Origin of the sequence: Actinophytocola sp., from assembly GCF_049647105.1 — a bacterium.
Classification (GTDB): domain Bacteria; phylum Actinomycetota; class Actinomycetes; order Mycobacteriales; family Pseudonocardiaceae; genus Actinophytocola.
Genome location: NZ_JBARWZ010000032.1, coordinates 1 through 23,762, shown reverse-complemented (window position 1 = coordinate 23,762; position 23,762 = coordinate 1). Strand labels below are relative to the sequence as shown.

At 70.3% G+C, this 23,762-nt stretch carries 21 protein-coding genes and 1 rRNA gene; 15 read left to right on the top strand and 7 right to left on the bottom strand.

The window, feature by feature from the left end:
- The first annotated feature begins 13 nt into the window (after nt 1-13).
- The 5 genes from rrf to WBA97_RS04610 all read left to right on the top strand — a co-directional run bounded on the left by rrf (nt 14) and on the right by WBA97_RS04610 (nt 5,241).
- Nucleotides 14-130: ribosomal RNA gene (rrf, locus tag WBA97_RS04630) — 5S ribosomal RNA — on the top strand.
- A 96-nt stretch (nt 131-226) separates the two neighbouring features.
- Nucleotides 227-1,087: a GNAT family N-acetyltransferase gene (locus tag WBA97_RS04625; RefSeq protein WP_424229416.1), complete on the top strand. Its 861-nt coding sequence runs from the start codon at nt 227-229 to the stop codon at nt 1,085-1,087.
- Nucleotides 1,084-1,830 (top strand): type 1 glutamine amidotransferase, encoded by a 747-nt coding sequence (locus WBA97_RS04620; RefSeq protein WP_424229415.1) that lies wholly within the window; start codon nt 1,084-1,086, stop codon nt 1,828-1,830. Before WBA97_RS04625 ends, WBA97_RS04620 begins: the two co-directional genes overlap by 4 nt.
- Nucleotides 1,831-1,833: 3 nt before the next feature.
- A complete protein-coding gene (locus tag WBA97_RS04615) occupies nt 1,834-4,797 on the top strand; it encodes a bifunctional [glutamine synthetase] adenylyltransferase/[glutamine synthetase]-adenylyl-L-tyrosine phosphorylase (RefSeq protein ID WP_424229414.1) in 2,964 nt (987 codons plus the stop codon).
- A gap of 9 nt (nt 4,798-4,806) precedes the next feature.
- The gene (locus WBA97_RS04610; RefSeq protein ID WP_424229413.1) at nt 4,807-5,241 is read left to right on the top strand and encodes an acyl-CoA thioesterase; all 435 of its coding nucleotides are present in this window, start codon (nt 4,807-4,809) and stop codon (nt 5,239-5,241) included.
- Nucleotides 5,242-5,303: 62 nt separating this feature from the next.
- On the opposite strand, the gene glnA is transcribed toward WBA97_RS04610, so the two are convergent.
- Nucleotides 5,304-6,728, bottom strand: a complete 1,425-nt coding sequence (gene glnA / locus WBA97_RS04605; protein WP_424229412.1) for a type I glutamate--ammonia ligase — start codon at nt 6,726-6,728, stop codon at nt 5,304-5,306.
- Between the two features lie 255 nt (nt 6,729-6,983).
- Between glnA and WBA97_RS04600 the strand changes: the two genes are divergently transcribed.
- Together WBA97_RS04600 and WBA97_RS04595 are read left to right on the top strand one after the other, a co-directional pair.
- A complete protein-coding gene (locus WBA97_RS04600; RefSeq protein ID WP_424229419.1) occupies nt 6,984-7,451 on the top strand; it encodes an RDD family protein in 468 nt (155 codons plus the stop codon).
- Between the two features lie 77 nt (nt 7,452-7,528).
- Nucleotides 7,529-9,529, top strand: a complete 2,001-nt coding sequence (locus WBA97_RS04595) for a histidine kinase (protein ID WP_424229411.1) — start codon at nt 7,529-7,531, stop codon at nt 9,527-9,529.
- Here the strand turns inward: WBA97_RS04595 and WBA97_RS04590 are convergent.
- Together WBA97_RS04590 and WBA97_RS04585 are read right to left on the bottom strand one after the other, a co-directional pair.
- Entirely contained in the window at nt 9,507-10,097 is a 591-nt protein-coding gene (locus tag WBA97_RS04590) for a Uma2 family endonuclease (protein WP_424229410.1), read from the bottom strand. The genes WBA97_RS04595 and WBA97_RS04590 overlap by 23 nt on opposite strands.
- A gap of 62 nt (nt 10,098-10,159) precedes the next feature.
- A complete protein-coding gene (locus tag WBA97_RS04585; RefSeq protein WP_424229409.1) occupies nt 10,160-10,888 on the bottom strand; it encodes a DUF4191 domain-containing protein in 729 nt (242 codons plus the stop codon).
- A gap of 98 nt (nt 10,889-10,986) precedes the next feature.
- On the opposite strand from WBA97_RS04585, the gene WBA97_RS04580 reads away from it, so the two are divergent.
- From WBA97_RS04580 to WBA97_RS04555, 6 genes are all read left to right on the top strand, one after another.
- Nucleotides 10,987-13,083 (top strand): ATP-dependent DNA helicase UvrD2, encoded by a 2,097-nt coding sequence (locus tag WBA97_RS04580; RefSeq protein ID WP_424229408.1) that lies wholly within the window; start codon nt 10,987-10,989, stop codon nt 13,081-13,083.
- 447 nt (nt 13,084-13,530) lie between these two features.
- Nucleotides 13,531-13,902, top strand: coding sequence for a WhiB family transcriptional regulator (locus WBA97_RS04575; protein ID WP_424229407.1), 372 nt, complete (start codon nt 13,531-13,533; stop codon nt 13,900-13,902).
- Nucleotides 13,899-14,126 carry a hypothetical protein gene (locus tag WBA97_RS04570; protein ID WP_424229406.1) on the top strand — a complete coding sequence of 76 codons (228 nt, stop codon included), beginning with the start codon at nt 13,899-13,901 and terminating at the stop codon, nt 14,124-14,126. Before WBA97_RS04575 ends, WBA97_RS04570 begins: the two co-directional genes overlap by 4 nt.
- An 823-nt stretch (nt 14,127-14,949) precedes the next feature.
- Complete coding sequence (locus tag WBA97_RS04565; protein WP_424229405.1) at nt 14,950-15,651, top strand: DUF742 domain-containing protein; 702 nt, start codon at nt 14,950-14,952, stop codon at nt 15,649-15,651.
- 24 nt (nt 15,652-15,675) lie between these two features.
- On the top strand, nt 15,676-16,563 hold the full coding sequence (locus WBA97_RS04560; protein WP_424229404.1) for a class I SAM-dependent methyltransferase: 888 nt from the start codon (nt 15,676-15,678) through the stop codon (nt 16,561-16,563).
- Nucleotides 16,564-16,582: 19 nt separating this feature from the next.
- Nucleotides 16,583-16,771, top strand: coding sequence for a hypothetical protein (locus WBA97_RS04555; RefSeq protein WP_424229418.1), 189 nt, complete (start codon nt 16,583-16,585; stop codon nt 16,769-16,771).
- 62 nt (nt 16,772-16,833) lie between these two features.
- On the opposite strand, the gene WBA97_RS04550 is transcribed toward WBA97_RS04555, so the two are convergent.
- The 3 genes from WBA97_RS04550 to WBA97_RS04540 all read right to left on the bottom strand — a co-directional run bounded on the left by WBA97_RS04550 (nt 16,834) and on the right by WBA97_RS04540 (nt 20,239).
- Nucleotides 16,834-17,715 carry a hypothetical protein gene (locus tag WBA97_RS04550; protein ID WP_424229403.1) on the bottom strand — a complete coding sequence of 294 codons (882 nt, stop codon included), beginning with the start codon at nt 17,713-17,715 and terminating at the stop codon, nt 16,834-16,836.
- A gap of 108 nt (nt 17,716-17,823) precedes the next feature.
- Nucleotides 17,824-19,131, bottom strand: a complete 1,308-nt coding sequence (locus tag WBA97_RS04545; protein WP_424229417.1) for an ABC1 kinase family protein — start codon at nt 19,129-19,131, stop codon at nt 17,824-17,826.
- Nucleotides 19,121-20,239 (bottom strand): hypothetical protein, encoded by a 1,119-nt coding sequence (locus tag WBA97_RS04540; RefSeq protein ID WP_424229402.1) that lies wholly within the window; start codon nt 20,237-20,239, stop codon nt 19,121-19,123. The genes WBA97_RS04545 and WBA97_RS04540 overlap by 11 nt, the downstream gene beginning before the upstream one ends.
- 123 nt (nt 20,240-20,362) lie before the next feature.
- Between WBA97_RS04540 and WBA97_RS04535 the strand changes: the two genes are divergently transcribed.
- Nucleotides 20,363-20,893 (top strand): M48 family metallopeptidase, encoded by a 531-nt coding sequence (locus WBA97_RS04535; protein ID WP_424229401.1) that lies wholly within the window; start codon nt 20,363-20,365, stop codon nt 20,891-20,893.
- 221 nt (nt 20,894-21,114) lie between these two features.
- On the opposite strand, the gene WBA97_RS04530 is transcribed toward WBA97_RS04535, so the two are convergent.
- Nucleotides 21,115-22,443, bottom strand: a complete 1,329-nt coding sequence (locus tag WBA97_RS04530) for a zinc-dependent metalloprotease (protein ID WP_424229400.1) — start codon at nt 22,441-22,443, stop codon at nt 21,115-21,117.
- Nucleotides 22,444-22,523: 80 nt separating this feature from the next.
- Between WBA97_RS04530 and WBA97_RS04525 the strand changes: the two genes are divergently transcribed.
- On the top strand, nt 22,524-23,639 hold the full coding sequence (locus tag WBA97_RS04525) for a YlbL family protein (RefSeq protein WP_424229399.1): 1,116 nt from the start codon (nt 22,524-22,526) through the stop codon (nt 23,637-23,639).
- The last annotated feature ends 123 nt before the right edge of the window (nt 23,640-23,762 follow it).

The following is a 23,762-nucleotide window of genomic DNA, read 5'->3' as shown; positions in this document are numbered from 1 at the left end:
AGTTTCATAGAGTTACGGCGGCCATAGCGGTGGGGAAACGCCCGGTCCCATTCCGAACCCGGAAGCTAAGCCCACCAGCGCCGATGGTACTGCACTCGCCAGGGTGTGGGAGAGTAGGACACCGCCGGACATTCTTTCCAAAGGGCCTCGCTGGCAACAGCGAGGCCCTTTTGGCGTCTCCAGGTAAATCGTTGGACGTGGTGAACCTCACGCGTCACCCTTGGGTATGGACCTGCAGCTGCACCGAGATCCGCGGGCCTTCACAGCGCTCGCCGATCCTTTTTATGGCACGGACACCATCCGGCACACCGTCGCGCTCACTGTCATGGCGCGGTTTCTCGGTATGGCACGCGAGCAGGCGCCGATCATGGGCACCCTCCACCACGACGGTGGACTGATCGGTGTGGCACTGCGCACACCGCCGTGGCCGGTCATCGTCTCCGGGTTGCCGACCGACCCTGTTCTCCTGGACAGCTTCCTGACCCAGTGGCTGGCGGCTGATCCCGAGCTGCCCGGTGTCAGTGGTCCCGTCGAGAACGTCACGGCGGTCGCCGACGTGTGGACCCGGCGCACCGGCGGTACGACGAAGGTCGCTCTCGCCAGCCGGCTCTTCCGGCTCGGTGAGCTGATCCCGCCGGTCACGACCGGGCAGGCCCGCGAAGCCACCGAGGACGACCTCGACCTGCTCGTCACGTGGCGAGACGACTTCGAGATCGAGGCGCTCGGTTTCCAGCGGGCACGTGACGAGGGGCCGGCATCGATCCGGCGCATGTTCGAGAACCGCGACAGCGTCATCCTGTGGGAGGACGGCGGTAAGGCCGTCGCGTGGGCCGTCGCCAGCGCACCCATCGGCGGCATGTCCCGCGTCGGGCCCGTCTACACACCACCGGAGCACCGTGCGCACGGGTACGGATCGGCTGTCACCGCGGCCGTCTCCCAGCACGCCAGGGACGCGGCCGCGGATGACGTCATCCTCTTCACGGATCTGTCCAACCCGGTCTCCAACTCCATCTACCAGAAGATCGGCTACCGCCCGGTGTACGACGCGACGGAGCTCGAATTCGTCCGGCTACCCTCGACTATGTGACACCTCCACGCCTGCTCGTCCTTCAGCTCGACGAGCAAGACCCGATCGGTCCGCTCGGCGACTGGCTCACCGACGCCGGCGCCGAGCTGGACATTCGCAAGCCGGGCGACTTCCCCGCCGACACCGGTGGTCATCAGGGCCTGGTCTGTCTCGGTGGTCACATGGGCGCCTACGACGACCTCGACCACCCGTGGCTCGCGGACGTCCGTCGCCTCCTCGCCGAGGCCACCACCAAGGGCCTGCCCGCGCTCGCGATCTGCCTCGGTGCGCAGCTGCTCGCCGTCGCCACCGGCGGCCGCGTCACCACCGGTGCGGACGGTCCGGAGGTCGGTCCGCTGCTCGTCGCCAAGCGCGACGTCGGCTGGAACGACCCACTGTTCGCGGACCTGCCGTTCATGCCGGACGTCATGCAGTTCCACTCCGACGTGATCGAGCAGCTGCCGCCCAACGCGTCACTGCTCGCCGCGTCCACGCTCTACCCGCACCAGGCGTTCCGCGTCGGCCGCGCCGTCTACGGTCTCCAGTTCCACATCGAGACCACCGCGGAGCTCGTCGAGAGCTGGGCGGCGAACAGTCCGGACACCGCCGAGTTCGCGCGGCCCGGCGACCTGGCGCACGACCGGCTCGTCGCGGCGCACGCCGACCTCGAGGAGACGTGGCGGCCGTTCGCGGCCCGGTTCGTCAAGCTCGTGTCGGGTGAGCTGGCTCTGGCGAGCACACCGCTGCCACTGATCCAGCACTGAGACATGGGCGACCGCGTTCGTTCCGTCGTCTCCATCGCCCGCTACGGCCTCACCGACGACCGGGCGGGCGACCAGCTGCGTGCGGCTGGCTGGTGGGCCGAGGGCGCTCCGGTGAAGGAGTTCGAGCCCGCGCTCATCGCGCTGTCCCGCAGCCCGGACCCGGACCTCGCGCTGCGTGCCGTCGACCGCATGCGCACCGGCGACGAGGCGGGCTGGTCCGGGCTCAACCAGGCGCTCGCCACCGACCGCGGCCTGCGGGCCAGGCTGCTGTCGGTGCTCGGCGCGTCCACCGCGCTCGGTGACTTCGTCATCGCCCGCCCCGGTGAGTGGCGCAGGCTGCTCACCGACCGGCAGACCTCGCCCGTGCGGTATCCGGCCGCGCTGCTCGAGGCCACCGAGAACGTCGACCCCGCCGACGCCGTCCGCGAGCTGCGGGCCGCCTACCGCGGGCTGCTGCTGGAGGTTGCCGCGGCGGACCTCGCACACCTCATCGAGCCGGACCTGCCTGCGCTCGACTACCAGCAGGCGACGGCCCGTCTCACGTATCTCGCCGAGGCCGCGATCCGCGCCGCGCTCGAGGTCGCCAAGGCCGAGGTCGGTGCCGCGAGGGAGAAGTGCCGGTTCACGGTCATCGCGATGGGCAAGACCGGCGGCCGCGAACTGAACTACGTCTCGGACGTCGACGTGCTGTTCGTCGCCGACGGCGACCTGGACGTCGCCACCCGGCTCGCCACCGCCACGATGCGGGTCGCGTCCGGTGCCTGTTTCGAGGTCGACGCCGCGCTCCGCCCGGAAGGCAAGGCCGGCCCGCTGGTCCGCAGCATCGACGGGCACACCAGCTACTACAAGCGGTGGGCCCGCACCTGGGAGTTTCAGGCGTTGCTGAAGGCCCGTCCGATCGCGGGTGACCCGGAGCTGGGGCAGGAGTACCTCGACGCGGTCCGCCCGATGGTGTGGACGGCGGCCGACCGTGACAACTTCGTCGACGACGTGCGGTCCATGCGCCGCCGCGTCGAGGACCACGTGCCGTCCGACATCGTGGACCGCGAGCTGAAGCTCGGCCGCGGCGGGCTGCGCGACGTCGAGTTCGCGGTGCAGCTGCTGCAGCTCGTGCACGGCCGCAACGACGAGGCGCTGCGCCTCGGGTCGACCGTCGACGCGCTCGCGATGCTCGGCGACCGCGGCTACGTCGGCCGCACCGACGCCGCCGAGCTGGGGGAGAGCTACCGGTTCCTGCGCACGCTCGAGCACCGGCTCCAGCTGCAGCGCCTGCGCCGCACCCACCTGTTCCCCGCCGACACCGACGTCGTCGAGCTGCGCTGGCTCGCGCGTGCCGCAGGGGTGAAGCCTGCGCGCGGCAAACCCGAGTGGCAGGTGCTGCTCGAGGACTTCCGCAGGCACATGCGCCGCATCCGCAGGCTGCACGAGAAGCTGTTCTACCGGCCGCTGCTGGAGGCCGTGGCCCGCGTCCCGACGAACGCGTTGCGCCTGACCGCGAAACAGGCCGAGGCGCGTCTGGCCGCACTCGGGTTCGCCGGGCCGGACGGTGCGCTGCGGCACATCCAGGCGCTCACCAACGGGGTGTCGCGCCGTGCCGCGATCCAGAGCGCGTTGCTGCCCGCGCTGCTGGACCTGTTCGCGAACACCCCCGACCCGGACGGTGGTCTGCTCGCGTACCGGCGCGTGTCGGAGGCACTCGCCGCCACCCCCTGGTACCTGCGGGTGCTGCGGGACGAGGGGGCGGTCGTCGAACGCCTCGCGCACCTGCTCGGCACCTCGAAGATGGTGCCGGAGCTGCTGGTCCGCGCGCCCGAGGTGCTGCAGCTGCTCGGCGACGTCGACAAGCTCGCCGGCCGGGACCCCGAGGAGGTGGCGCGGTCGCTGCGGCAGGCGGTGAACCGGCACGGCTACCTGCCGAACGCGGTCACCGCGGCCCGGTCGTTCCGGCGGCACGAGCTGCTGCGGGTCGCGTCGGCGGACCTGCTGGGGTTCATGGACACACTGTCGGTGTGCCATGCGCTGTCGACGGTGTGGGCGGCGGTGCTGCAGTCGGTGCTGGCGGCCGTTGACCGGGCCGAGTCGGTGGCGGCGGGCGGACGGCTCGCGACGATCTCGGTGATCGGCATGGGCAGGCTCGGCGGCGCCGAGCTGGGGTACGGGTCGGACGCGGACGTGCTGTTCGTGTGCGAGCCTGCCGATGGCGCGTCCGAGGCGGACGCGGTGAAGTACGCGTCGCGGGTCGCACAGAGCGTGCGGAAGCTGCTGTCGTCGCCGAGCCAGGATCCGCCGCTGCATGTGGACGTCGACCTGCGGCCGGAGGGGCGGCAGGGCCCGATCGTCCGCACGCTCGAGTCCTATCGCGCGTACTACGCGCAGTGGTCGCAGGTGTGGGAGGCGCAGGCGTTGCTGCGTGCGGAGCCGATCGCGGGCGACGAGGACCTCGGGGCGCGGTTCGTCACGTTGATCGACCCGATCCGGTACCCGGCCGACGGCCTGGACGCCGATCGGATCCGTGAGGTGCGGCGCATCAAGGCCAGGGTGGACACCGAGCGGCTGCCGCGTGGCGCCGACCCGGCGACGCACACGAAGCTCGGCCGTGGCGGGCTCGCCGACATCGAGTGGACGGTGCAGCTGCTGGCGCTGCGGCACGCGCACGAGCACCCCGGTCTGCGCACGACGTCCACGGTGGACGGGCTGAGTGCGGCGACCGAGGCGGGGCTCGTCGACGAGGTGGACGCGACCGCGCTGCGGGAGGCGTGGCTGCTCGCGACCAGGGTCCGCAACGCCGCGACGCTGGTGCGTGGCAAACAGACAGACCAGCCGCCGACGTCCGGGCGGGAGCTGGCGGCGGTCGCCGCGGTCATCCGGCAGGACGGGGAGGCCGATCCGGGTGAGTTCCTCGACTCATACCGTCGCACGTTGCGGCGTGCGCGTGGTGTGGTGGAACGGCTGTTCTACGACGACTGAGGTGACGCCATGGGCTTGCGCACGAGGATCGAGGTGCGTGGCTACGAGCTGGACTCGCTCGGGCACGTGAACCACGCCGTGTACCACCAGTACGCGGAGGTGGCGCGGATGAAGGCGTTCGTCGCCGCCGGGTGTGAGTGGGACGAGCTGGCGCGGCGCCGGATCGGCCCGGTGCTGCTGAGCACGACCGTGAACTTCCGCAGCGAGCTGCGTGGCAACGACGTGGTGGACGTGTCGTGCGTGGCGAAGTTCGGCACCGGCAAGACGTTCACGCTGGAGCAGGAGATCACCAAGGTCGACGGGACGCTGTCCGCCGAGGTGTACGGCGTGTTCGGGGTGATGGACCTGGACGCGCGGAAGCTGTTCGCCGACCCGCGTGCCGCCCTGGAGTCGACCGGCCTCGACGTGAGCGTGCTGCTGGCCGAACCACCCTCCCGGACATAGTTCAGGCCGGCGGTCGGGGTTGCCCCTCGACCGCCGGCCTGTGTCCGTGGAATCGACTCAGATCACACGTCGTAGTACAGCGCGAACTCGTACGGGTGCGGGCGAAGGCGGAGCGGGTCGATCTCGTTCTCGCGCTTGAACGCGATCCAGGTCTCGATCACGTCTGAGGTGAACACGCCGCCCTCGAGCAGGAACTCGTGGTCCGCCTCGAGGCTGTTCAGCACCGCGTCCAGCGAAGCAGGCACGGTCGCGACGTCCTTGGCCTCGTCGGGCGGCAGTTCGTAGAGGTCCTTGTCGATCGGCGTCGGCGGCTCGATCTTGTTCCTGATGCCGTCGAGGCCGGCCATCACCATCGCCGAGAAGGCGAGGTACGGGTTGCCGGACGAGTCGGGGCAGCGGAACTCGATGCGCTTGGCCTTCGGGTTGGCGCCCGTGATCGGGATGCGCACGCAGGCGGAGCGGTTGCGCTGCGAGTACACCAGGTTGACCGGCGCCTCGAAGCCCGGCACCAGCCGGTGGTAGGAGTTGACCGTCGGGTTGGTGAACGCGAGCAGGCTCGGCGCGTGGTGCAGCAGGCCACCGATGTAGTGGCGTGCCGTGTCGGACAGGCCCGCGTAGCCGGACTCGTCGTGGAACAGCGGCTCGCCGTCCTTCCACAGCGACTGGTGGCAGTGCATGCCCGAGCCGTTGTCACCGAACAGCGGCTTCGGCATGAACGTGGCGGTCCGGCCCGCCTCCCACGCCGTGCTCTTGACGATGTACTTGAACAGCTGCAGGTCGTCGGCCGCGTGCAGCAGCGAGTTGAACCTGTAGTTGATCTCGGCCTGGCCCGCGGTGCCCACCTCGTGGTGCGCGCGCTCGACGGTGAAGCCGGAGTTGATCAGGTTCAGCGAGATCTCGTCACGCAGGTCGGCGAAGTGGTCGACCGGCGGCACCGGGAAGTAGCCGCTCTTGTACTTCGTCTTGTACCCGCGGTTGCCGCCCTCCTCGTCGGCGCCGGTGTTCCACCAGCCCTCGATCGAGTCGATCTCGTGGAAGGAGCCGTTCTCCGCCGAGTCGAACCGCACCGAGTCGAACACGTAGAACTCGGCTTCCGCGCCGAAGAACGCGGTGTCGGCGATGCCGGACTCGGCCAGGTACTGCTCGGCCTTGCGCGCGATGTTGCGCGGGTCGCGGCTGTAGGCCTCGCGGGTGAGCGGGTCGTGCACGAAGAAGTTCAGGATGAGCGTGTTCTCCACCCGGAACGGGTCCACACGCGCGGTAGCCAGGTCGGGGAGCAGGAGCATGTCCGACTCGTGGATCTCCTGGAAACCGCGTACCGAGGAGCCGTCGAACGCGAGGCCGTCGTTGATCGTGCCTTCGTCGAACGACTGCACCGGCACCGTGAAGTGCTGCATGATGCCCGGGAGGTCACAGAACCGGACGTCGATGAACTTCACCTCTTCGTCGGAGATGAACTTCAAGACCTCGTCGGAATTCTTGAACACGCTCGTTGGCTCCTTACCTCTACTCCGGGGGCGCTCGCGGTCAAGCTATGAGCGCGGTGTTGCCCGGCCATCACCCCGATGTTTCGCCGGTGTTAACGACGTGGGCGCGGGGCCGAGCCGAGACCGAGCATGCCAGCCTCAAGGCCCCAACGCGACTGGTCCTACTCTGGGAGCCGTGAGCGGAGCTTGCGGAGCGAACCAGTCGATACAGGGACAACGACTCCCCGGAGCCTGCGAGGGGGAGCCGTGAGCAGGATGACGGGTTCGTGGCTTTCCGGCGGCATCGGGGAGACCGGTGACGATCCGCAGAAGTGGCCGGGTCAGCGGTTCGGGCTCCCGGAGAACGGGCCCGGCTCGATCGCCACGCGCGGTGTCCGCCTGCTCGCGCTGCTCGTGGACTTCGTGCTGATGGCGCTGGCGACCAGCCTGTTCGTCGAGACGGACGTCAACCGGCCGGACGTGATGCAGACGTTCCAGCTCGCGGCCACGCTGGTGTGGTTCGTGGTCACCTCGGTCATGGTCGCGTTGTTCGGCTTTACCGCGGGCAAGGCACTGTTCGGGCTGCGGGTCGTGCGGATCGACGGCAAACCGATGGTCGGCCCGGTCCGCGCGGTGCCGCGCACGGTGCTGACCGCGCTGATCCTGCCCGCCGCGATCGGTGACGCGGACGGCCGTGGCCTGCACGACAAGGTCACCGGGACGATGGTCGTCCGTACCCGATAGGCCGCTGCCGGCTGCTGGTCGGACCAATTACGATTTGCCGACTACTGGCGAGTTCACCGCTGCCCGAGGAGCCGGACATGCGCAGCCACCTGCGTGGTCATGTGCTCTCCCTGTCCGTCACTCTGGGTGCGGTCGGCCTCGGCACCGCGATCGCGTCGGCGGTGCGCACCCAGATCGACGACGCGTGGGGATACTCGGCGTATGACCCGGTGCCGCTGAACATCGCGGTCGCCGTGTTCTTCTCGGCAATGGGTGTGCTGGTCACCTGGCACAAGCCGGGCAACGTGCTCGGCTGGACGATGCTGGCGATCGCCGCGTGGGCCGGCGTCGGCGTGCTGCTGACGGTCCTGACCGGAGCATCGGGTTCGCCGGTGCTCATGTGGGTGCAGTCGTGGCTGTGGGCGCCGCCGATCTGGGCGGTCACCACGCTGCTGCCGATGATCTACCCCGACGGCCGCCTGCCCAGCCGCCGCTGGTGGTGGGCGGTGGCGCTGACCGCCGCGGGCACCGTCGTCTACTGCGTCGGTCTCGCGTTCGAGGACGCCGACTTCGTCGGCAGGCGGACGGTGGAGAACCCCCTCGCCCACCCGCCGGTGGCGACGCCGCTGCTCGCGGTGGGCGAGTACCTGCTGCTCGGCGCCACGATCCTCGCGGTCGCCGGGCTGGTGGGGCGCTGGCTGCGTGCGAGCGGTGTTCACCGGCGGCGGATCACGCTGCTGTTGTGCGCGTTCGGGTTCGGCGCGGTGCAGGCGGTGGTGCGCGACAGCATCTCCGGTCAGCTGCCGCCCGTGCTGGACCGCGGACTTGAGGTGCTGGCGTTCGCGCTGGTGCCGCTGGCGATCGCGGTGGCGGTGACGCGGGATCGCCTCTACGACCTGGACCAGGCGGTGCGCCGCGCGATCGTGGGGGTGGCGTCGGCGGGCACGGTGTTCGGGTGTTATCTCGGCGGCTACGCGCTGCTGGCGGCGGTGTTGCCGTCCTCGGTGCTGGCGGTCGGGGTGGTGGGTGCCCTGCTGTTCCCGGTGACGTTGCTGCTGGTCAGGCGGGTGCGGTCGCTGCTGTGGGGCCGGCGGGTGGACGTGGTCGAGCTGGCGGTTGGCCTCGGTAACCGGATGCGCGACCAGCTCGACTCGACCGAGGTGCCCGCCGTGGTGTGCGAGCAGCTCGTGCGGTCGCTGCGGCTGCGGATGGCGCGGCTCGACCTGGAGACCGAAAGCGGTCTGCGGCGGCTGGCGCAGGTGGGCTCGATGGACCGGTCGGGCGGCGCGACGCCGACGCCGTTCGAGCTGTGGTACCGAGGCGTGCGGGTGGGACAGCTGATGGTGCTGCCGTCCGACGGCCACCCCTACGTGGACGAACGCATGGCGCAAGCGCTTGCGTCGCTGGCTGACCAGGTGGCGCCGGTGGTCGCGGCGCTGCGGCTGGACGAGGAGCTGCTCCGGTCGCGTGAGCAGGTGGTGACGGCGCGGGAGGAGGAACGGTCCCGCCTGTCCCGCGAACTGCACGACAACGTCGGCCCCACGCTGGCGGGCACCCGCATGCAGATCGAGGCGGTGCGGCCCCTGCTGCCCGCCGACTTCGGCGGCGTCGGCCTGATGGACCGCGCGATGCGGGGCATCGACGACGCGCTCCGCACCCTGCGCCGGGTCGTGCACGGTCTACGGCCACCTGAGCTGGACGCGCTGGGACTGTCAGGCGCACTGCGTGAGCTGGCGGTGTTCCTGTCGGGCCCGTCACTGAAGGTGGAGGCGACACTCCCGCCGGAACTGGCGCCGCTGTCCAAGCCGGTGGAGGTCGCGGCGTACCGCATCGTCGCGGAGGCGCTGACGAACGTGGTCCGGCACGCACAGGCCACCCGCGCCGAGATCACGGTGACCCTGGACGACGGCCGCCTGGCGGTACAGGTCAGCGACGACGGCGTCGGCGTCCCCGCCGGCGCGGGCAAGCACGGCATGGGCATGCGCTTCATGGCGCAACGAGCCCGCGAGATCGAAGGCGAGTTCTCCTACGAGAGCGGTGACGGCGGCACCGCCGTCCGAGCCGTCCTGCCTGCCATCACACCAGGCGATCGAGGTTGATCTCCACGGGGAAGGGCACCTCGGTCCGGAACGTCCCGGTCGAGGTCTGGTCGTCCTGGTACCCGAACTGCTCGGTCAGCCGGCACGCGGTCAACGAGATCGGCTCGTCGATGTCGATGATCCAGTAGTTCGGGATCCCGGCATCGGCGTAGTCGTTCCGCTTGTGCACGTGGTCGATGCGCCTCGAACTCGGCGAGACAATCTCGACGACCAGCAGAACCTCTGACGCGCGGACCATCCCGCCCTCGGCACGCACGCGCTTGCGGGCGTCACGCTGCACCACGATGAGGTCCGGTCGCCTGCTGGAGCCGGGCTCATCCAGCGGCGCCAGCTGTAGGTTGATGTCCACGTCCAGCTGGACCTCGACGTCTTCCCGCAGTCGTGGGCGCAACGCGACCGCCAGTTCGAGAGCGGCATTGTTGTGGTCCGGAACCGGACTCGGCGACATGATCAGGCGGCCTTCGATGAGTTCGGTGTAGCCGTGCTCGGTCTCACCGAGCGCGGCGTACTCCCCAATGGTCAGCAAGTGGAAGGAGTCAGCCTCTAACTCGTGCATCTCGGCGGTCATGGCGTCTCCTTCCTGATGCCGGCCACGTTCTCACGAGGCACCGACAATTCTGGAGCGTCCGGTCAGCGACGGCGAATCGTGCGCTGGACGTTGCGCATCTTCGCGCCCTGCGGCATCGGGCCCTTCGGCAGCTGGGCGCCGCGGGCGGCGAGTGCCGACAGCCGCTTCTCGATCGTGTCGATCTGTGCGGGCTTGAGGTTGTTCGGCAGCTTCATGATCGTCTGCTGCAGCTTGCGCAGGGACACCTGGTTCTCGTCGTTGCCGACGATGAAGTCGTAGATCGGGGTGTCGCCGACCACCCGCGCCACGCGCTTCTTCTCCTGCGCGAGCAGCGTCTTCACCCGGTGCGGCGCGCCCTCCGCGATCAGGACGACCCCCGGGCGGCCGAGCACCCGGTGCACGGCGTCGAGCTGCGTGGTGCCCGCGACCGTCGGGGTCACCCGCCAGCGGCCGCGCATGTTCTCCAGCGCCCACGCCGCGGCGCCCGGCTGGCCGTCGGCCTTCGTGTACACGTTCTTCTGCACGCGGCGCCCGAACAGGATCACGGCCGCGAGCAGGCCGAACGCGATGCCGACCGGCAGCAGGAACCACTGGATGTCCCAGATGAGGCCCAGGCCGAAGAACACGCCCGCGACCACCACGAAGACGCCCAGCATCAGAGGGATGAGCGCCTTGTCCTCCTTGCGTTGCATGTTGAACGCCTGGAAGATCTGCTTGCGCTTGGCCTTGGACGCTTCTTTCCGAGCCTTCTTCGCCTCGGCGGCCGCCGCCTTGTCCAACTTCTGAGCCATAAACACCAGGATACGGGGCGCGCCTAACACCGGACTCAGGCGGCCGCACACCGTGTCCGTCGAACGCTTCCGCGCGCCGATCTGTCAGGATGCCCGGCATGGGTGTCGTGGCTGTCGAGGATTCCGAGGGCAACGCCGACACCACCGGACTGGACCCCGAGCAGCTGACCGCGATCAACGCGCCGAGGGGCCCCGTCTGCGTCCTGGCCGGGGCGGGTACCGGCAAGACCCGCACGATCGTGCACCGCATCGCGCACCTCATCCACTCCGGGCATGTCGCCGCCGGTCAGGTACTGGCGGTGACGTTCACGGCGCGGGCCGCGGGGGAGATGCGGACGCGGCTACGTGCCCTCGGCATCCACGGGGTGCAGGCACGCACGTTCCACGCGGCCGCGCTGCGTCAGCTCCGGTACTTCTGGCCACGGGTCGTCGGCGGGCAGCAGTGGGACCTGCTGGAAGGCAAGCTCCGGCTGGTCAGCCAGGCCGCGCACAAGGCAGGTGCCGGCACCGAGTCCGAGGTGCTCCGCGACCTCGCCACCGAGATCGAGTGGGCGAAGGCGTCGCTGGTCAGCCCGGACGACTACGCGGCAGAGGTGGCGAAGCTCCACCGGCAGCCGCCCGCGCCGGCCGAGCAGGTCGCGCAGGTGTACCAGTGGTACGAGGCGATCAAGACGCGGGCCAACCAGCTCGACTTCGACGACCTTCTCCTGCACACCGCGGCCGCGCTGGAGGAGCACTCGGCGGTCGCCGAGGAGTTCCGCGACCGCTACCGCTGCTTCGTCGTCGACGAGTACCAGGACGTGACGCCGCTGCAACAGCGGGTGCTCGACGCGTGGCTGGGGGAGCGGGACGACCTGACCGTCGTCGGCGACGCGAACCAGACGATCTACTCGTTCGCCGGCGCGTCGGCCCGGCCGCTGCTGAACTTCACCCGCCGCTTCCCGCACGCGACCGTGGCGCGGCTCGAACGGGACTACCGGTCCACCCCCGAGGTCGTCGCGCTCGCCAACCGCGTGATCGGCGCCGCCCGCGACCGGCCTGCCGGGTCGCGGCTGAAGCTCGTCGGCCAGCGCAAGCCGGGGCCGGACCCGGTGTTCGCCGAGTACGAGGACGAGGCGGCGGAGGCGGCCGCGGCCGCGCGGAAGATCTCCGAGCTGATCGACTCCGGCACGTCCGCCAGCGAGATCGCCGTCCTGTACCGGGTGAACGCGCAGTCGGAGGCGTTCGAGCAGGCGTTGTCCGAGCTGGACATCCCGTACCTGGTACGAGGCGGCGAGCGGTTCTTCATGCGGACCGAGGTCCGGCAGGCGACGGCCGCGCTGCGCACAGCGGCCGTGCGGAAGCCGACCGGCGAGCTGCCCAAGCTGGTGCGTGAGCTGCTGACGCCGCTCGGCCTGACCCCCGACCCGCCGACCGGTGGCGCGGGCCGCGAACGGTGGGAGTCGCTGCTCGCGCTGGTCGAACTGGCCGAGGAGCTCGCGTCGACGGTCGAAGGCGCGGACCTCGCGCAGTACGTCGTCGAGCTGGACATGCGGGCGCGGGCCCAGCACCCGCCGACCGTGGAGGGCGTGACGCTCGCGTCGCTGCACGCGGCGAAGGGCCTGGAGTGGGACGCGGTGTTCCTCGTCGGTCTCGTCGAGGGGACGCTGCCGATCCTGCATGCCGACGGCAACGACGCGGCGATCGAGGAGGAGCGGCGGCTCCTGTACGTCGGCGTCACCCGGGCCCGGCAGTTCCTGTCACTCTCGTGGGCGACGGCGCGTTCGGAGAGCAACCGCCGCCCGCGCCGCCGCAGCCGTTTCCTCTACGGGCTGATCCCCGAGGACCACCCGACTTCACGGCTCACCCGCGCCCGTCAGCAGTCCGGCGTCGCGCCGACGCTGTGCCGCGTGTGCGGAAGGCAGCTCGTCGGCGCGGTCGCGACGAAGCTCGGCCGGTGCGTGAACTGCCCGGCGGACATCGACGAGGAGCTGCTCGCGCGCCTGCGGGAGTGGCGGGCCAAGCGGGCGCGGATGCTCAAAGTGCCTGCGTACGTGGTGTTCACCGACGCCACCCTCACCGCGATCGCCGAGCAGCGGCCAGCCGACTCTTCTGGCCTGGTGTCGATCGCGGGCATCGGCGCGAGCAAGCTGGAGAAGTTCGGTTCGGAGGTGCTCGCGCTGCTCGCGGGCACTGCCCCATCGGGTGACATGTAACGCATCGGGAAGAAGTCCCGAAAAACCTGTTGCGCGGGTTTGAGCGGGCCTAATAGCCTGCAGTAGCCAGGCCGGGAGGCCTGAAGATCTCGAGGACAGTGGGGAGGTGGCCATCGTGAGGAACTTGACTCTCATCAAGTGCACCCCGGGCTACCCCATGTCCATGACACGGCACACGTCTGTCATCGGTGGCGCCGGTACGGCCCACCTGCCGGTCATCGTCGAGCGCAAGCGATTCGTCGGCGAACTGGCGGCCGCGCGTGTGCAGATCCAGAACCCTGATCTTCCGACCATTGTGTCCGCTCCACCTCATGAGCGAAGGACTTGACCGACAGGTCAAGACCCAAGGCTCACGAAGGCCGCGGACCCGGAAACGGATCCGCGGCCTTCGTGTTTTTTCAGGACAAACCGCGACAAGAGAACACACCGAACAAGGAGTCAACCCTGATGAGTACCGCGACGGTCCCGCTGGCGAGCGGGGCACCACCGGACCTTCTCGGCGTTAGTGAACTGCTCGACGTGGCGCCATCGGCCGGCCTCGACCTGCCGTGCCGCTCGGGCGACAACCCTGACCTGTGGTTCGCCGACACCCCGGCCGACCTCGAGCAGGCCAAGGGGCTGTGCGTGGACTGCCCGGTCCGCTCGGAGTGCCTGGCCAGTGCGCTGGCACGGCAGGAGCCGTGGGGCGTGTGGGGTGGCGAGATCTTCGAGCGCGGGGCGGTCATCGCCCGCAAGCGGCCGCGTGGCCGTCCGCGCAAGGAGGACGTCGCTCGTGAGGCGGCCGAGCGTGCCGCCCGTGCACAGGAGGCAGCGGCATGACCCGTCACCCGCTCGACAAGCCGGCCAATCATGTGGATCTGATCGTTCCGGAGGGGACCAAGACAATGTTGCTCTACGAAAATCTGGCACGAGAACGAATGCGTGAGGCGGAACAGGACGCTGCCGAGCAGCGCCTGGGCCGCCGGTTGAACTCGGCACGCCGCTGGGAACAACTCTCGGCGTGGGCAGCAAGACGCGCGAGGCGCGCGCAGGACCTGCTCTAGTTCAACCGCACAAGACCGCATCGCCCGCCCCGGTTCTCGCCGGGGCGGGCGATGTCGCGTACCGGGGTTTCGCCGGTGCACCACAATGCGCCACCCATCCCAACGCTGTTGCGCCGGACCGCGCACAACCTCCGGCCCACCAGAAATTCCTTCGCGAAAGCACGCGGCACGCAGAATTCCGCCCCCATGCCCTGCGAATCCCGATTTCCCGCACCGCAAATCCGTTGCCGCACAAGGGTTTCGCCTCCGGTGGTAGCTCAGACCGCCCCGCTCGACCGGCGCCGCGCACAACCCGGTTAGCGGGCGCGGAACGTGCCGGAAACATTGTTGTCACCGATGGCGCCGGAATCAGTCGTATCGTGCTTGGTTGGTTCGACCCGGAGTTCCCCCGAACGGGGCGGAGATGACACGAGACGACGGTTCGCGGCACCTGGCCACCGCCGGCAGGCGGCGGTCTACCAATGGCAAGCGAACCAAGGGCGTCGGCCGCACCGGTGCCCGGTTCCCCGCCATCCACGAAGAAGAACCAGAAGAGACAACGCCGAGAGCCGACCCCGCCACCCCAGCAGAAGCAGCACCAACATCGGCCTCGGCCCCGCCCCCCGCCCCCGCCCCTCCCGCCGCCTTCCCCTCCCCTTCGCCCACCAACGCCCCACCCGCGCCGCCAGCCGGGGCAGGTGCCCACGCGTCGGCTGCCCACGCCTTGCCCGCGCCCGCGTCGTACGGGCCCGCCTCGCCTGCTTACGTGACGCCTACGCGGGCGGCTTCGTCCCAGGTGTCGCCCGGCCCGGTTTCGGCCGCCGCCGCCGGCTCGGGTGCCCACGTGTCTGCCCGCGAGGGGTTTGCACACGCGTCGCCCAACCAGGCGTCCCTCGCCCACGTGTCGTCCGCCCACGTGTCGTCCGTCCACGTGTCGTCCGTCCACGTGTCGCACGGTGCAGGTGCGCAGGCCGGTGACCCCGTGTCGCCCGCTGAGGATGACGGCGACGATGCCGGCGACGTCGAACTCGTTGGGCGCACCGGTGCTCGATTCGGGCCCTACTCCGTGCGCAAACCCAAACGTGCCAAGGAGTTCGACACCGGGAGCACCCCAGTTGTCGACGACTCGCCCAGTGAGACGCCGTCAGGCGAGCCCACGCCCGAGCAGTCCGCCGAGCGCACCATGCCGCTCATCCGACCGTGGGCGGGCGCCCTCGTCCGGCCCTACACGCACACCGGTGGCCGCACTCGCTCCAGCTATGTGCTCGCGCTCGAGACACTGGTCTCCAGCAGTTGGCATCCCGGTGCCGACGCCGTGCTCGCCACCCACCACCGGCGGATGATCGTCGACCTGTGTGTCCAGCCGCGATCAGTCGCCGAGGTCGCCGCCCTGTTGTCGGTGCCGCTCGGAGTCGTGCGCGTTCTGCTCGGTGACCTCGCCACCGCGGGCGTGGTCGTCGTCCACCCCACCGCCGGTACCAGCGGTGACGGTGAACCCGACCTCGCGTTCATGCATCGCGTGCTCGCCGGGCTGCGACGTCTGTGAGGCAAAGCCGATAACGTCGCTCGCATGGCGCACAAGCACACTCACGACAACGTCGACTGGCCTGCCCGGCTCTCCTCCCTCCGTCGTGCCGACGAGCTTGACGCTCCTTTCGATCGTGATGTCGCGGACCGGCTCGTCGGCCTCCTCTGCGCGGTCGCCAAGCCGGTGATCGTCGACATCGGGTCGGGTGGTGGCGGTATGAGCACCGCGTTCGCCAGGGCTCTCGCGGCACACGGCGGTGGCCGGGTCGTGCTCAGCGACGCCGTCGACGAACTACTCGAACCCGCGACCTCGCTTGTCCGTCACGCCGCCGCCGGTACTTCCGTGGAGGTCGAGGCCGTCCAGGCCGACGCGGCAGGCGACCGGCTGGCGGAGCTCCTGCCTCCAGCCGACCTGGTGTGGGCGTCACGCGTGGTCCACCACCTCCCCGACCAGCAGGCGGCCATCGACGAGCTGGCGCGGGTGCTCGTGCCCGGCGGCTGGCTGGCGCTGTCCGAGGGTGGTCTCGCGACCAAGTGCCTGCCGTGGGACCTCGGCATCGGTGAACCCGGCCTCGGCAACCGGCTGACCGCGGCACGCGATGACTGGTTCGTCGGCATGCGCGCGGACATGCCCGGCGTGCGGGCGCTCCCCGTCGGCTGGAACACAGCACTCGAGGCGGCCGGGCTGACCGGGGTGTACTCGTTCAGCTACGTGATCGATCACCCGGCGCCCGCGCCAGAAGCGGTCCGACTGTCCGTTGTGGACTGGATCGCCTGGATGAGCGGGGTGGGGGAGGACCGGCTGTCCGCCACCGACCGGGAGACCATCGCCCGCCTGGTCGACCCCGGTGACGAGGCGTACGTGGGCGCACGGGACGACGTGTTCGTGCTCGGCGCCTCGACCGTCTACCTTGGACAGAAGCCGGCCTGACGTAAGCTTCCGTGCCATGATCGACAATCCCGACCCGGCCGCCGCGCACTGCGCGCGCTGCGGCCGGTCCCGTGCCGAGGCGTCGCCGGCAGACGCACTCGCCTGGGTCATGACCCACGATGAGCGCGGCCGCAGCTGGCTGTGCCCGGCGTGCGCACGCACCCACGTGCGTGACATCGAGGGGAAGCTGCCCGACGAGTACTGGTGAGTACTCGCCGCATCCCTGTGGAAATGGTTCATGGTGTGCTCCTGAATTCTTGATCCGATCCGTCATCCCGCGCGGCGGCGCATGTTCGCCGCCGCTGACGCGAACGCCGCGACCAACTCGTCCGTCACCACGACCGGTGCGGTGTCGAGGCGTTGCGGGTCCGTGCGAAGGAGAGTGAGACCCGCTGTCGACCAGACACGCGGGTCGTGGTGACGCGTGCGTGGGCCCACATCCCACGCCAGCCCCACCTCCGGCCACCACGCGTCCGGGGCACCCAGCAACATGCCGGCGTCGTCGTGGATCGGCGGGTGCCACTGGGGTGGAGGCAGCGCCGTCCCGCGCAGCAACCGCCGGGCCAGCGTGACCTCCTCCGGGACCACCTCCGCCGCGCCCGCCAGGTCCGGCGTCAGCATCGCGCGGACCGCGGCCGAGCCGCGCTGGCTGCCCGCGTCCAGCTCCGCGCGCAACTCGGCCACCGTGCACGGCCCGATCGCCGACGTCAGCAACAGGCGCAGCTGCTCACGGTCCGCCGCGCGCCGGGCGGCGTCCAGCGTCGCCCTGGCAAGCGGCGCGTACGGCAGACCCGCGTGGACCGCAGGGTCCGGCGGTCTGGTCGTGCGCTCCACCGTCAGGTAGGAGCGACTCGCCAGCCGTCGCGCGGCAGGTGCCAGCACCAGCACGTCCGGGTGCAGGGGGACGTCCACGTCGTGCGCACGCATCGCGTCGACGCCCGACACGACCGAGTTCGGGCCCGCGTAAGCGATCGCGGCTTGTAACCGCTGTCGCCTCGTCGGGCGGGCGGCACTCATCAGCACCACGCCCGGCAGCACGCGCTGCCACGGACCTGAGGGCCGGCAGCGGGTCGTGATCGCGTGGTTCGTCACGCCGTTCGCACGTAGCTCGGCGATCGTCGTGATGTTGTCGGAGGCGGAGATGTGGTGCATGCCTGGATGTTCGGCGTGCGGGGCGGCGAGCTGAATGGGTGGGGCGAAGATGGGGACAAGGTGTGCGAGCGAATGGGACTTTCGTTCGCCCGGAGCCTCCCGGCCGCCTCAGTCCGCGAAACCCGGCTGCCAGCGGACGATCATCTCGCGCACCGGCAGCTCGGCGTCCAGCTGGCAGAGGATGCCCGTCGAACCGCCGAGAACCCGGTGCAGCAACAGGTACTGCGGCGGCAGGTTCAGCGTCCGGCCGGTGCGGAAGTCCTGCCCGCGCATGTTGCTCACCCGCATGGCCTGCTCCTGCATCCACTGCCTGGTGAAGTGGAATGTCTCCGTCTTCAACGGCTCCACGAACGGCGCCAGGTACGCGTAAACGTGCTCCGCCTCCGGCTGCTGCCGCGCGTCAGCACGGATGAAGTGCTCGTCCCGCAGCAGGTCCAGCAACTCGGCCGACCGGCCGTCCAGCGCGAGCCGCATCATCCGGCCGTGCGCGGGCGGCAGCCCGTCCGGCAGGTGTGCCACCGCACCGAAGTCGATCACGCACAGGTGGTCGTTCCCGGTCATCATGAAGTTGCCGGGATGCGGATCCGAGTGCAGCCGTCCGGCCCGCGCGGGGGACGAGTAGTGGAACTCGGCCAGCCGCAGACCGGCCAGATCGCGCTCCGCTCGGGATCCGTCTCGGATGATCGACGACAGCGGCCGGCCATCCACCCACTCCGTGATCAGCACTTTGGGTGCACTGGCCACCACCCTCGGCACCAGTACGTGGTCGTCACCGGCGAACGCCTTCGCGAACGCGCGCTGGTTGTCGGCCTCCGCCCGGTAGTCGAGTTCCTCGCTCATCCGGTCCGAGAGCTCCTGCAGCAGCGGCTTGACCTCGGTGCCCGGCACCACCGTCTGGAACAGCTTGCTGAACCGCTGCAGCTGCCGCAGGTCCGACATCAGCGCCTGGTCCGCGCCCGGGTACTGGACCTTCACGGCCACCGCGCGGCCGTCGTGCCACACCGCCCGGTGCACCTGCCCGATGCTCGCGGCCGCCGCGGGCTCGTCGTCGAACGACGCGAACCGCTCCTCCCACCCGCGGCCCAGCTGCTCGGCGAGCACCCGCCGGGTCGCCTGGCTGCTCATCGGCGGCGCCGCCGACTGCAGCTTCGTCAACGCCTCCCGATACGGCTCCGCCATGTCGCTGGGCACCGCGGCCTCGAACACCGACAGTGCCTGCCCGAACTTCATGGCGCCGCCCTTGAGGGTGCCGAGCACGGCGAACAGTTGTTCGGCGGTCTTCGCGGACAGCTCGGCACTCACCTGCTCGGCGTTCTGCCCGACCAGGCGTTTTCCCCAGCCGCCGACCGCTCGCCCGGCAACTCCGAGCGGGATGCTGGCGAGCCGCGCAGTACGTGCCGCGGTCTTACGAGGCATCTCCGTCACGATTCAAGTGTCTCAACTCCTCACCGGTGTGCGCAGCAATTTTGGCGCAGTGCGCCATACCGTCGAGCTGTCGCCGAGCGGCACCACAGGGACACCGCGGGTGCGCTGACCAGGCACGATGACGCGCGGTGGCCGTACGGGGCTCCAGTGCGACACTTGTCTCACACGTCGTCGGCCGCTCCGCTGTGCCCCGCAGCCACCCCGCGGCCTCCAGCACCTGCGCCGCCGCGAACGCCGCCGTCGCCTGGGTGCCTGCCAGGTCGGTGAGCTGTGTCTGCCCGACCAACTGGACGGCGAGCTGCGGCCAGCACGCGTCCCGGTCGCAACGGTGCAGGTCGGCGCACCGCAGACAGCTCGTCAGACCCGGGACCACCAGCGGGCCCACGATGCCGGTCGTGTCCCGCACACGCACGAACAGGTGCGGGATCGCCGCCCGCATCAACATGTCCACCCGTTCCGGTCTCGGCACCAGCGCGTCCGCGAGAACCACCAGGTCAGGCGCGCGTGCCGCGTCGAACTGAGCGGTGCGGACGTTCGGCTCGGCCCTGCGGAGCGCCCGGCGCGCGGCCACCAGACGCGGCACGCCGATGTCCTCCGCGCGGTAGCCGGCGCCGGTGTCCTCCGGGCGGACCGTGCCCGTCGCCGCCACGTGCACCCAGCCGACGCCCGCCGTCGCGAGCAGGCAGCCGATGGCGGGCGCCAGCCTGCCGTCCCCCTGCACGACGACCGCCAGGTCGGCTCGTCCGATCGGGTGGTCGTGCGGTGGCAGGCCCGACGCCAGCGCGTGGACCTGAGCCGCGGACACCTCGCCCGACAGCCGCGCGGGCGTCGGGGTCGCGTCCTCGAGAAGACCCTGGGTGTGGAGGCTGCCGAGCAGGTCGGTCAGCGCTTGCCGGTCCGCGTCGCCGAGGCCGTCGGCGAGCTGGTCCCGCGTGCGGTCACCGGTGAGCCTGCCCGCGGCCGCCGCCACCTGGTCGGACAGCCCCTCGACCACCGTCGCGTGCCGCGGATCGAGGCCTATCTGCAGCTCACCGCCCTTGCGTCGCAGCACAGGAAGACCGGCGACGACCCGTGGCCGCGTCGGCAGTTGTTTCGTCATGTGGACAGGTTCGCCGACTCCGCGCAGGCGACGAAATCGTTATCCACAGGCTTGCGCAGGTGACCGTGGCCGTGTCGGGGAACGCACTCCGTTTTGTCGGTGCGGAGTCGTAACGTGGCAGCCGTGGCCGAATCCAGAGTCGAGGTGCGACGCAGCAAGCGCCGCACGCGCACCGTTACCGCGTATCGCGATGGCGACACGCTGGTTGTGCTGATCCCTGCCCGGCTGTCGAAGGCCGAGGAGGCGCACTGGGTCGCCGAGATGCAGCAGAAGCTGCTGAAGGGCGAGCCTCGGAAGCTCCCACCGGCGAAGCCGTCGGACGAGGCGCTGTTACGTCGCTGTGCCGAACTGTCGGCCAAACATCTTCAGGGGCGCGCCACACCGAACAGCGTTCGGTGGGTGCCGCCCATGCGGACCAGGTGGGCGTCCTGCACGCCCGCCGACGGGACCATCCGGGTGAGCGAGCACCTGAAGTCCGTGCCCGGATGGGTGCTGGACTACGTGCTCGTGCACGAGCTCGCGCATCTGCTGGTGCCCTCGCACAACGCCAAGTTCTGGGAGTTGGTGCGGGAGTACCCGAAGACCGATCGGGCCATGGGGTACTTGGAGGGGTTGTCGGCGGCTGCTGGGCTGGGGGTGGTGGCCGAGGACTGATCTCCGGGGTCTGCATGGCCGCGCTGGGGCGGGGGCTGGGGTTGGCATGGTGGCCGGTGTGGTGGGACCGGTTGGCGTTGCCAGTCGTTCGTTCGGGTTGTCTGGATGGCAGTCGCTGGGTGGTGGGCTCGGTGGCGTTGCCGTGGATGCGCGGAAGGGCCCTTCGGGACGGTGGAGATCCGTCTCGGAGGACCCTCAGCGTGGTACTCGGTCGTGCGGTGTCAGGCCTGCTCGTCGGTGCCCTTGCCCGGCTCTTCCCGGTCGCGTTCGGCCTGTTCCTCGCGTTCCAGCGCGGCGATCGGGTCGTCCTCGATGGCGGGCTTCCTGCCCACACGCTCGGCGAAGTCCATCGGCTCGTCCAGATCCTCCGCCGTGGGGACCAGGTCCGGGTGGGCCCAGATGCCGTCGCGGGCCTCCAGGCCGTGCTGCTCGCCGACCACGCGCCACAGGGCCGCTGCCGCGCGGAGGCGCCTCGGGCGGAGTTCCAGGCCGACCAGGGTCGCGAACGTCTGCTCGGCGGGACCGCCGCTCGCGCGCCTGCGGCGCAGGGTCTCGCGCAGTGCGTCGCCGCCGGGGAGCCGTTCGGTCACCGCGTCGCCAACGACCACGTCCACCCAGCCCTCCACCAGGGCCAGCAGCGTCTCCAGCCTGGTCAGGGCCGCCTTCTGCTCCGGGGTGGTCTGGGGCTCCAGCATGCCCGACTGCATGGCCTCCTCGATCGACTGCGGGTTCGCCGGGTCGATCTGGGTAGCCAGCTGTTCAAGGGCGGAGGTGTCGACGCGGATGCCGCTCGCGAACTCCTCCACCGTCGCCAGCAGGCGCTGCCGCAGCCACGGGACGTGCGCGAACAGGCGCTGGTGCGCCGCCTCGCGCGCGGCGAGGAACACCATCACCTCGCTGGTCGGGCGCTCGAGGCCGGTCGTGAACTCCTCGATGTTCTGGGGCAGCAACGCCACCGTCGCGGGCGGGCCGAGGGGCAGTCCGATGTCGGTCGACGTCAGGACCTCCGACGCCAACTGAGCCAGCGCGTTGCCCAGCTGTGAACCGAATGCCATGCCGCCCATCTGGCTGACCATCGACAGCAGCGGGCCCGCCGCTTCCTTCGCCTCCGCGGGGAGCGCCTCCACCCACGCGCCCGACACCCTGCGGGCGACCGGGTCGCACAGGCGCTGCCACGTCGGCAGTGTGTTCTCCACCCAGTCGCGCGGCGTCCACGCCTTCACCGCGGTGGCGCCGGCCGGGAGGATCGTCACCGGGTCGAGCCACATCTCCGCGAGGTGCACCGCGTCGGTCACCGCGCTCTGGAACTCCGTCGACGTGCGGAAACCGACATCGCCCGAGGTCAGGCGCTGCATCGCGATCTGCTTCGCCAAGTCGTAGTTCACCGGCCCGGCCGAGGTGCCGGCCTGGCTGAGCATCTGCCCGAGCTGGCTGAGCATCTGGCCGAGCTGGTTGAACGCCTCAGCGGGGTTCTCGCCCTGCCCTGAGGGCTCCTTCTTGCCGCGGTCGTCCGGGTTCGGCGGTCCGAAGCCAAAGGGAAACTCGGTCATGTGTCCACGGTACGCGGGCTCGCCACGCCAGTAACGCGCGGTGATTCGCTTGCCGGGAACACGCCGTACCCTGTCAACCCGTGAGTGACTCTCCGAGCCCCCAGGTCGAGGCCCCGCGGACAATCGGTTACGAACCGGGCACCGACAACCCCCGCGGGCTGACCCGGCGCGGGTGGACCGTGGCGGTCAGCTTCGTCGTGGTGGCGGCCCTCGCGCTCATCGGCGGGTTCGTGAAAGTCCCGTACGTCTCCATCGGTCCCGGCCCCACCTACGACACGCTCGGTGACGTCAACGGCCAGGCGGTCATCGAGGTCGACGGCACCAAGAGCTACCCGACGAGCGGGCAGCTGCGGATGACCACCGTGTCGATCAACGACGAGGTCACCCTGTTCGACGCGCTCGGCAGGTGGGTCAGCGGCCGCTACGCGCTCGCGCCGCGCGACGAGTACTTCGGCCCCGGCCAGACGCAGGAGGACCTCGAGCGCGAGAACAAGGTGATGTTCCAGGACTCGCAGAGCGCGGCGGAGACCGCGGCGCTGCGGCTGCTCGACAACCCGGTGAAGGTCATCGCGCAGGAGATCACCCGCGGCGCGCCCGCCGACAAGGTCATCCAGCCGGGTGATCGCCTGTGGGTGGTGAACGGGAAGAACATCGCCGTGCAGGAGGACGTGCGCGAGGCGCTGCAGGGCACCAAACCGGGGCAGACCGTGTCGATCACGTTCCAGCACGAGGACGAGGCCAAGAAGACCGTCGACGTCAAACTCGGCAAGGCCGCCGACTTCGGCAGCGACGACCGGCCGGAAGGCTTCCTCGGCCTCGCGCCCGCCGACCGCGCGGACGTCGACTTCGAGACCACCATCCACCTCGAGGACGTCGGCGGCCCGTCCGCCGGACTGATCTTCGCGCTCGCGATCGTCGACACGCTCACGCCCGGCCAGATGGAGAACGGCCGCACGGTCGCGGGCACCGGCGCGATCGACGTGAAGGGCAACGTCCAGCCCATCGGCGGCATCCCGTTCAAGCTGATCGCCGCGAATGAGGATGGGGCCGGCACGTTCCTGGTGCCCGCGGACAACTGCGCGGAGGCGAAGTCGAACGCGCCGGAGGGCATGCAGCTCGTGAAGGTGGAGACGCTGGCCGGCGCCGTCGAGGCGCTGGAGGACCTCGACGCCGGGCGGACCCCGCCGCGCTGCTAGTAGTGCTTTGTTAGGTCGTTGCGTGTAAGGGAAAGGGGCGTTGGCAGGTGTGGCATGCGCCGGCGATGACGACGAGATGTTGTTGCAGTTCGCGGAGGACTGCGTAGAGGGTCAGGCCGGCGC

What these genes read in the sequence shown, in the direction of transcription:
- WBA97_RS04625 (WP_424229416.1), top strand. Translation starts at nt 227, where the DNA reads ATGGACCTGCAGCTGCACCGAGATCCGCGGGCCTTCACAGCGCTCGCC.
- WBA97_RS04615 (WP_424229414.1), top strand. Translation starts at nt 1,834, where the DNA reads ATGGGCGACCGCGTTCGTTCCGTCGTCTCCATCGCCCGCTACGGCCTC.
- WBA97_RS04610 (WP_424229413.1), top strand. Translation starts at nt 4,807, where the DNA reads ATGGGCTTGCGCACGAGGATCGAGGTGCGTGGCTACGAGCTGGACTCG.
- WBA97_RS04600 (WP_424229419.1), top strand. Translation starts at nt 6,984, where the DNA reads ATGACGGGTTCGTGGCTTTCCGGCGGCATCGGGGAGACCGGTGACGAT.
- WBA97_RS04595 (WP_424229411.1), top strand. Translation starts at nt 7,529, where the DNA reads ATGCGCAGCCACCTGCGTGGTCATGTGCTCTCCCTGTCCGTCACTCTG.
- WBA97_RS04590 (WP_424229410.1), bottom strand. Translation starts at nt 10,097, where the DNA reads ATGACCGCCGAGATGCACGAGTTAGAGGCTGACTCCTTCCACTTGCTG.
- WBA97_RS04585 (WP_424229409.1), bottom strand. Translation starts at nt 10,888, where the DNA reads ATGGCTCAGAAGTTGGACAAGGCGGCGGCCGCCGAGGCGAAGAAGGCT.
- WBA97_RS04580 (WP_424229408.1), top strand. Translation starts at nt 10,987, where the DNA reads ATGGGTGTCGTGGCTGTCGAGGATTCCGAGGGCAACGCCGACACCACC.
- WBA97_RS04575 (WP_424229407.1), top strand. Translation starts at nt 13,531, where the DNA reads ATGAGTACCGCGACGGTCCCGCTGGCGAGCGGGGCACCACCGGACCTT.
- WBA97_RS04570 (WP_424229406.1), top strand. Translation starts at nt 13,899, where the DNA reads ATGACCCGTCACCCGCTCGACAAGCCGGCCAATCATGTGGATCTGATC.
- WBA97_RS04560 (WP_424229404.1), top strand. Translation starts at nt 15,676, where the DNA reads ATGGCGCACAAGCACACTCACGACAACGTCGACTGGCCTGCCCGGCTC.
- WBA97_RS04550 (WP_424229403.1), bottom strand. Translation starts at nt 17,715, where the DNA reads ATGCACCACATCTCCGCCTCCGACAACATCACGACGATCGCCGAGCTA.
- WBA97_RS04545 (WP_424229417.1), bottom strand. Translation starts at nt 19,131, where the DNA reads ATGCCTCGTAAGACCGCGGCACGTACTGCGCGGCTCGCCAGCATCCCG.
- WBA97_RS04540 (WP_424229402.1), bottom strand. Translation starts at nt 20,239, where the DNA reads ATGACGAAACAACTGCCGACGCGGCCACGGGTCGTCGCCGGTCTTCCT.
- WBA97_RS04530 (WP_424229400.1), bottom strand. Translation starts at nt 22,443, where the DNA reads ATGACCGAGTTTCCCTTTGGCTTCGGACCGCCGAACCCGGACGACCGC.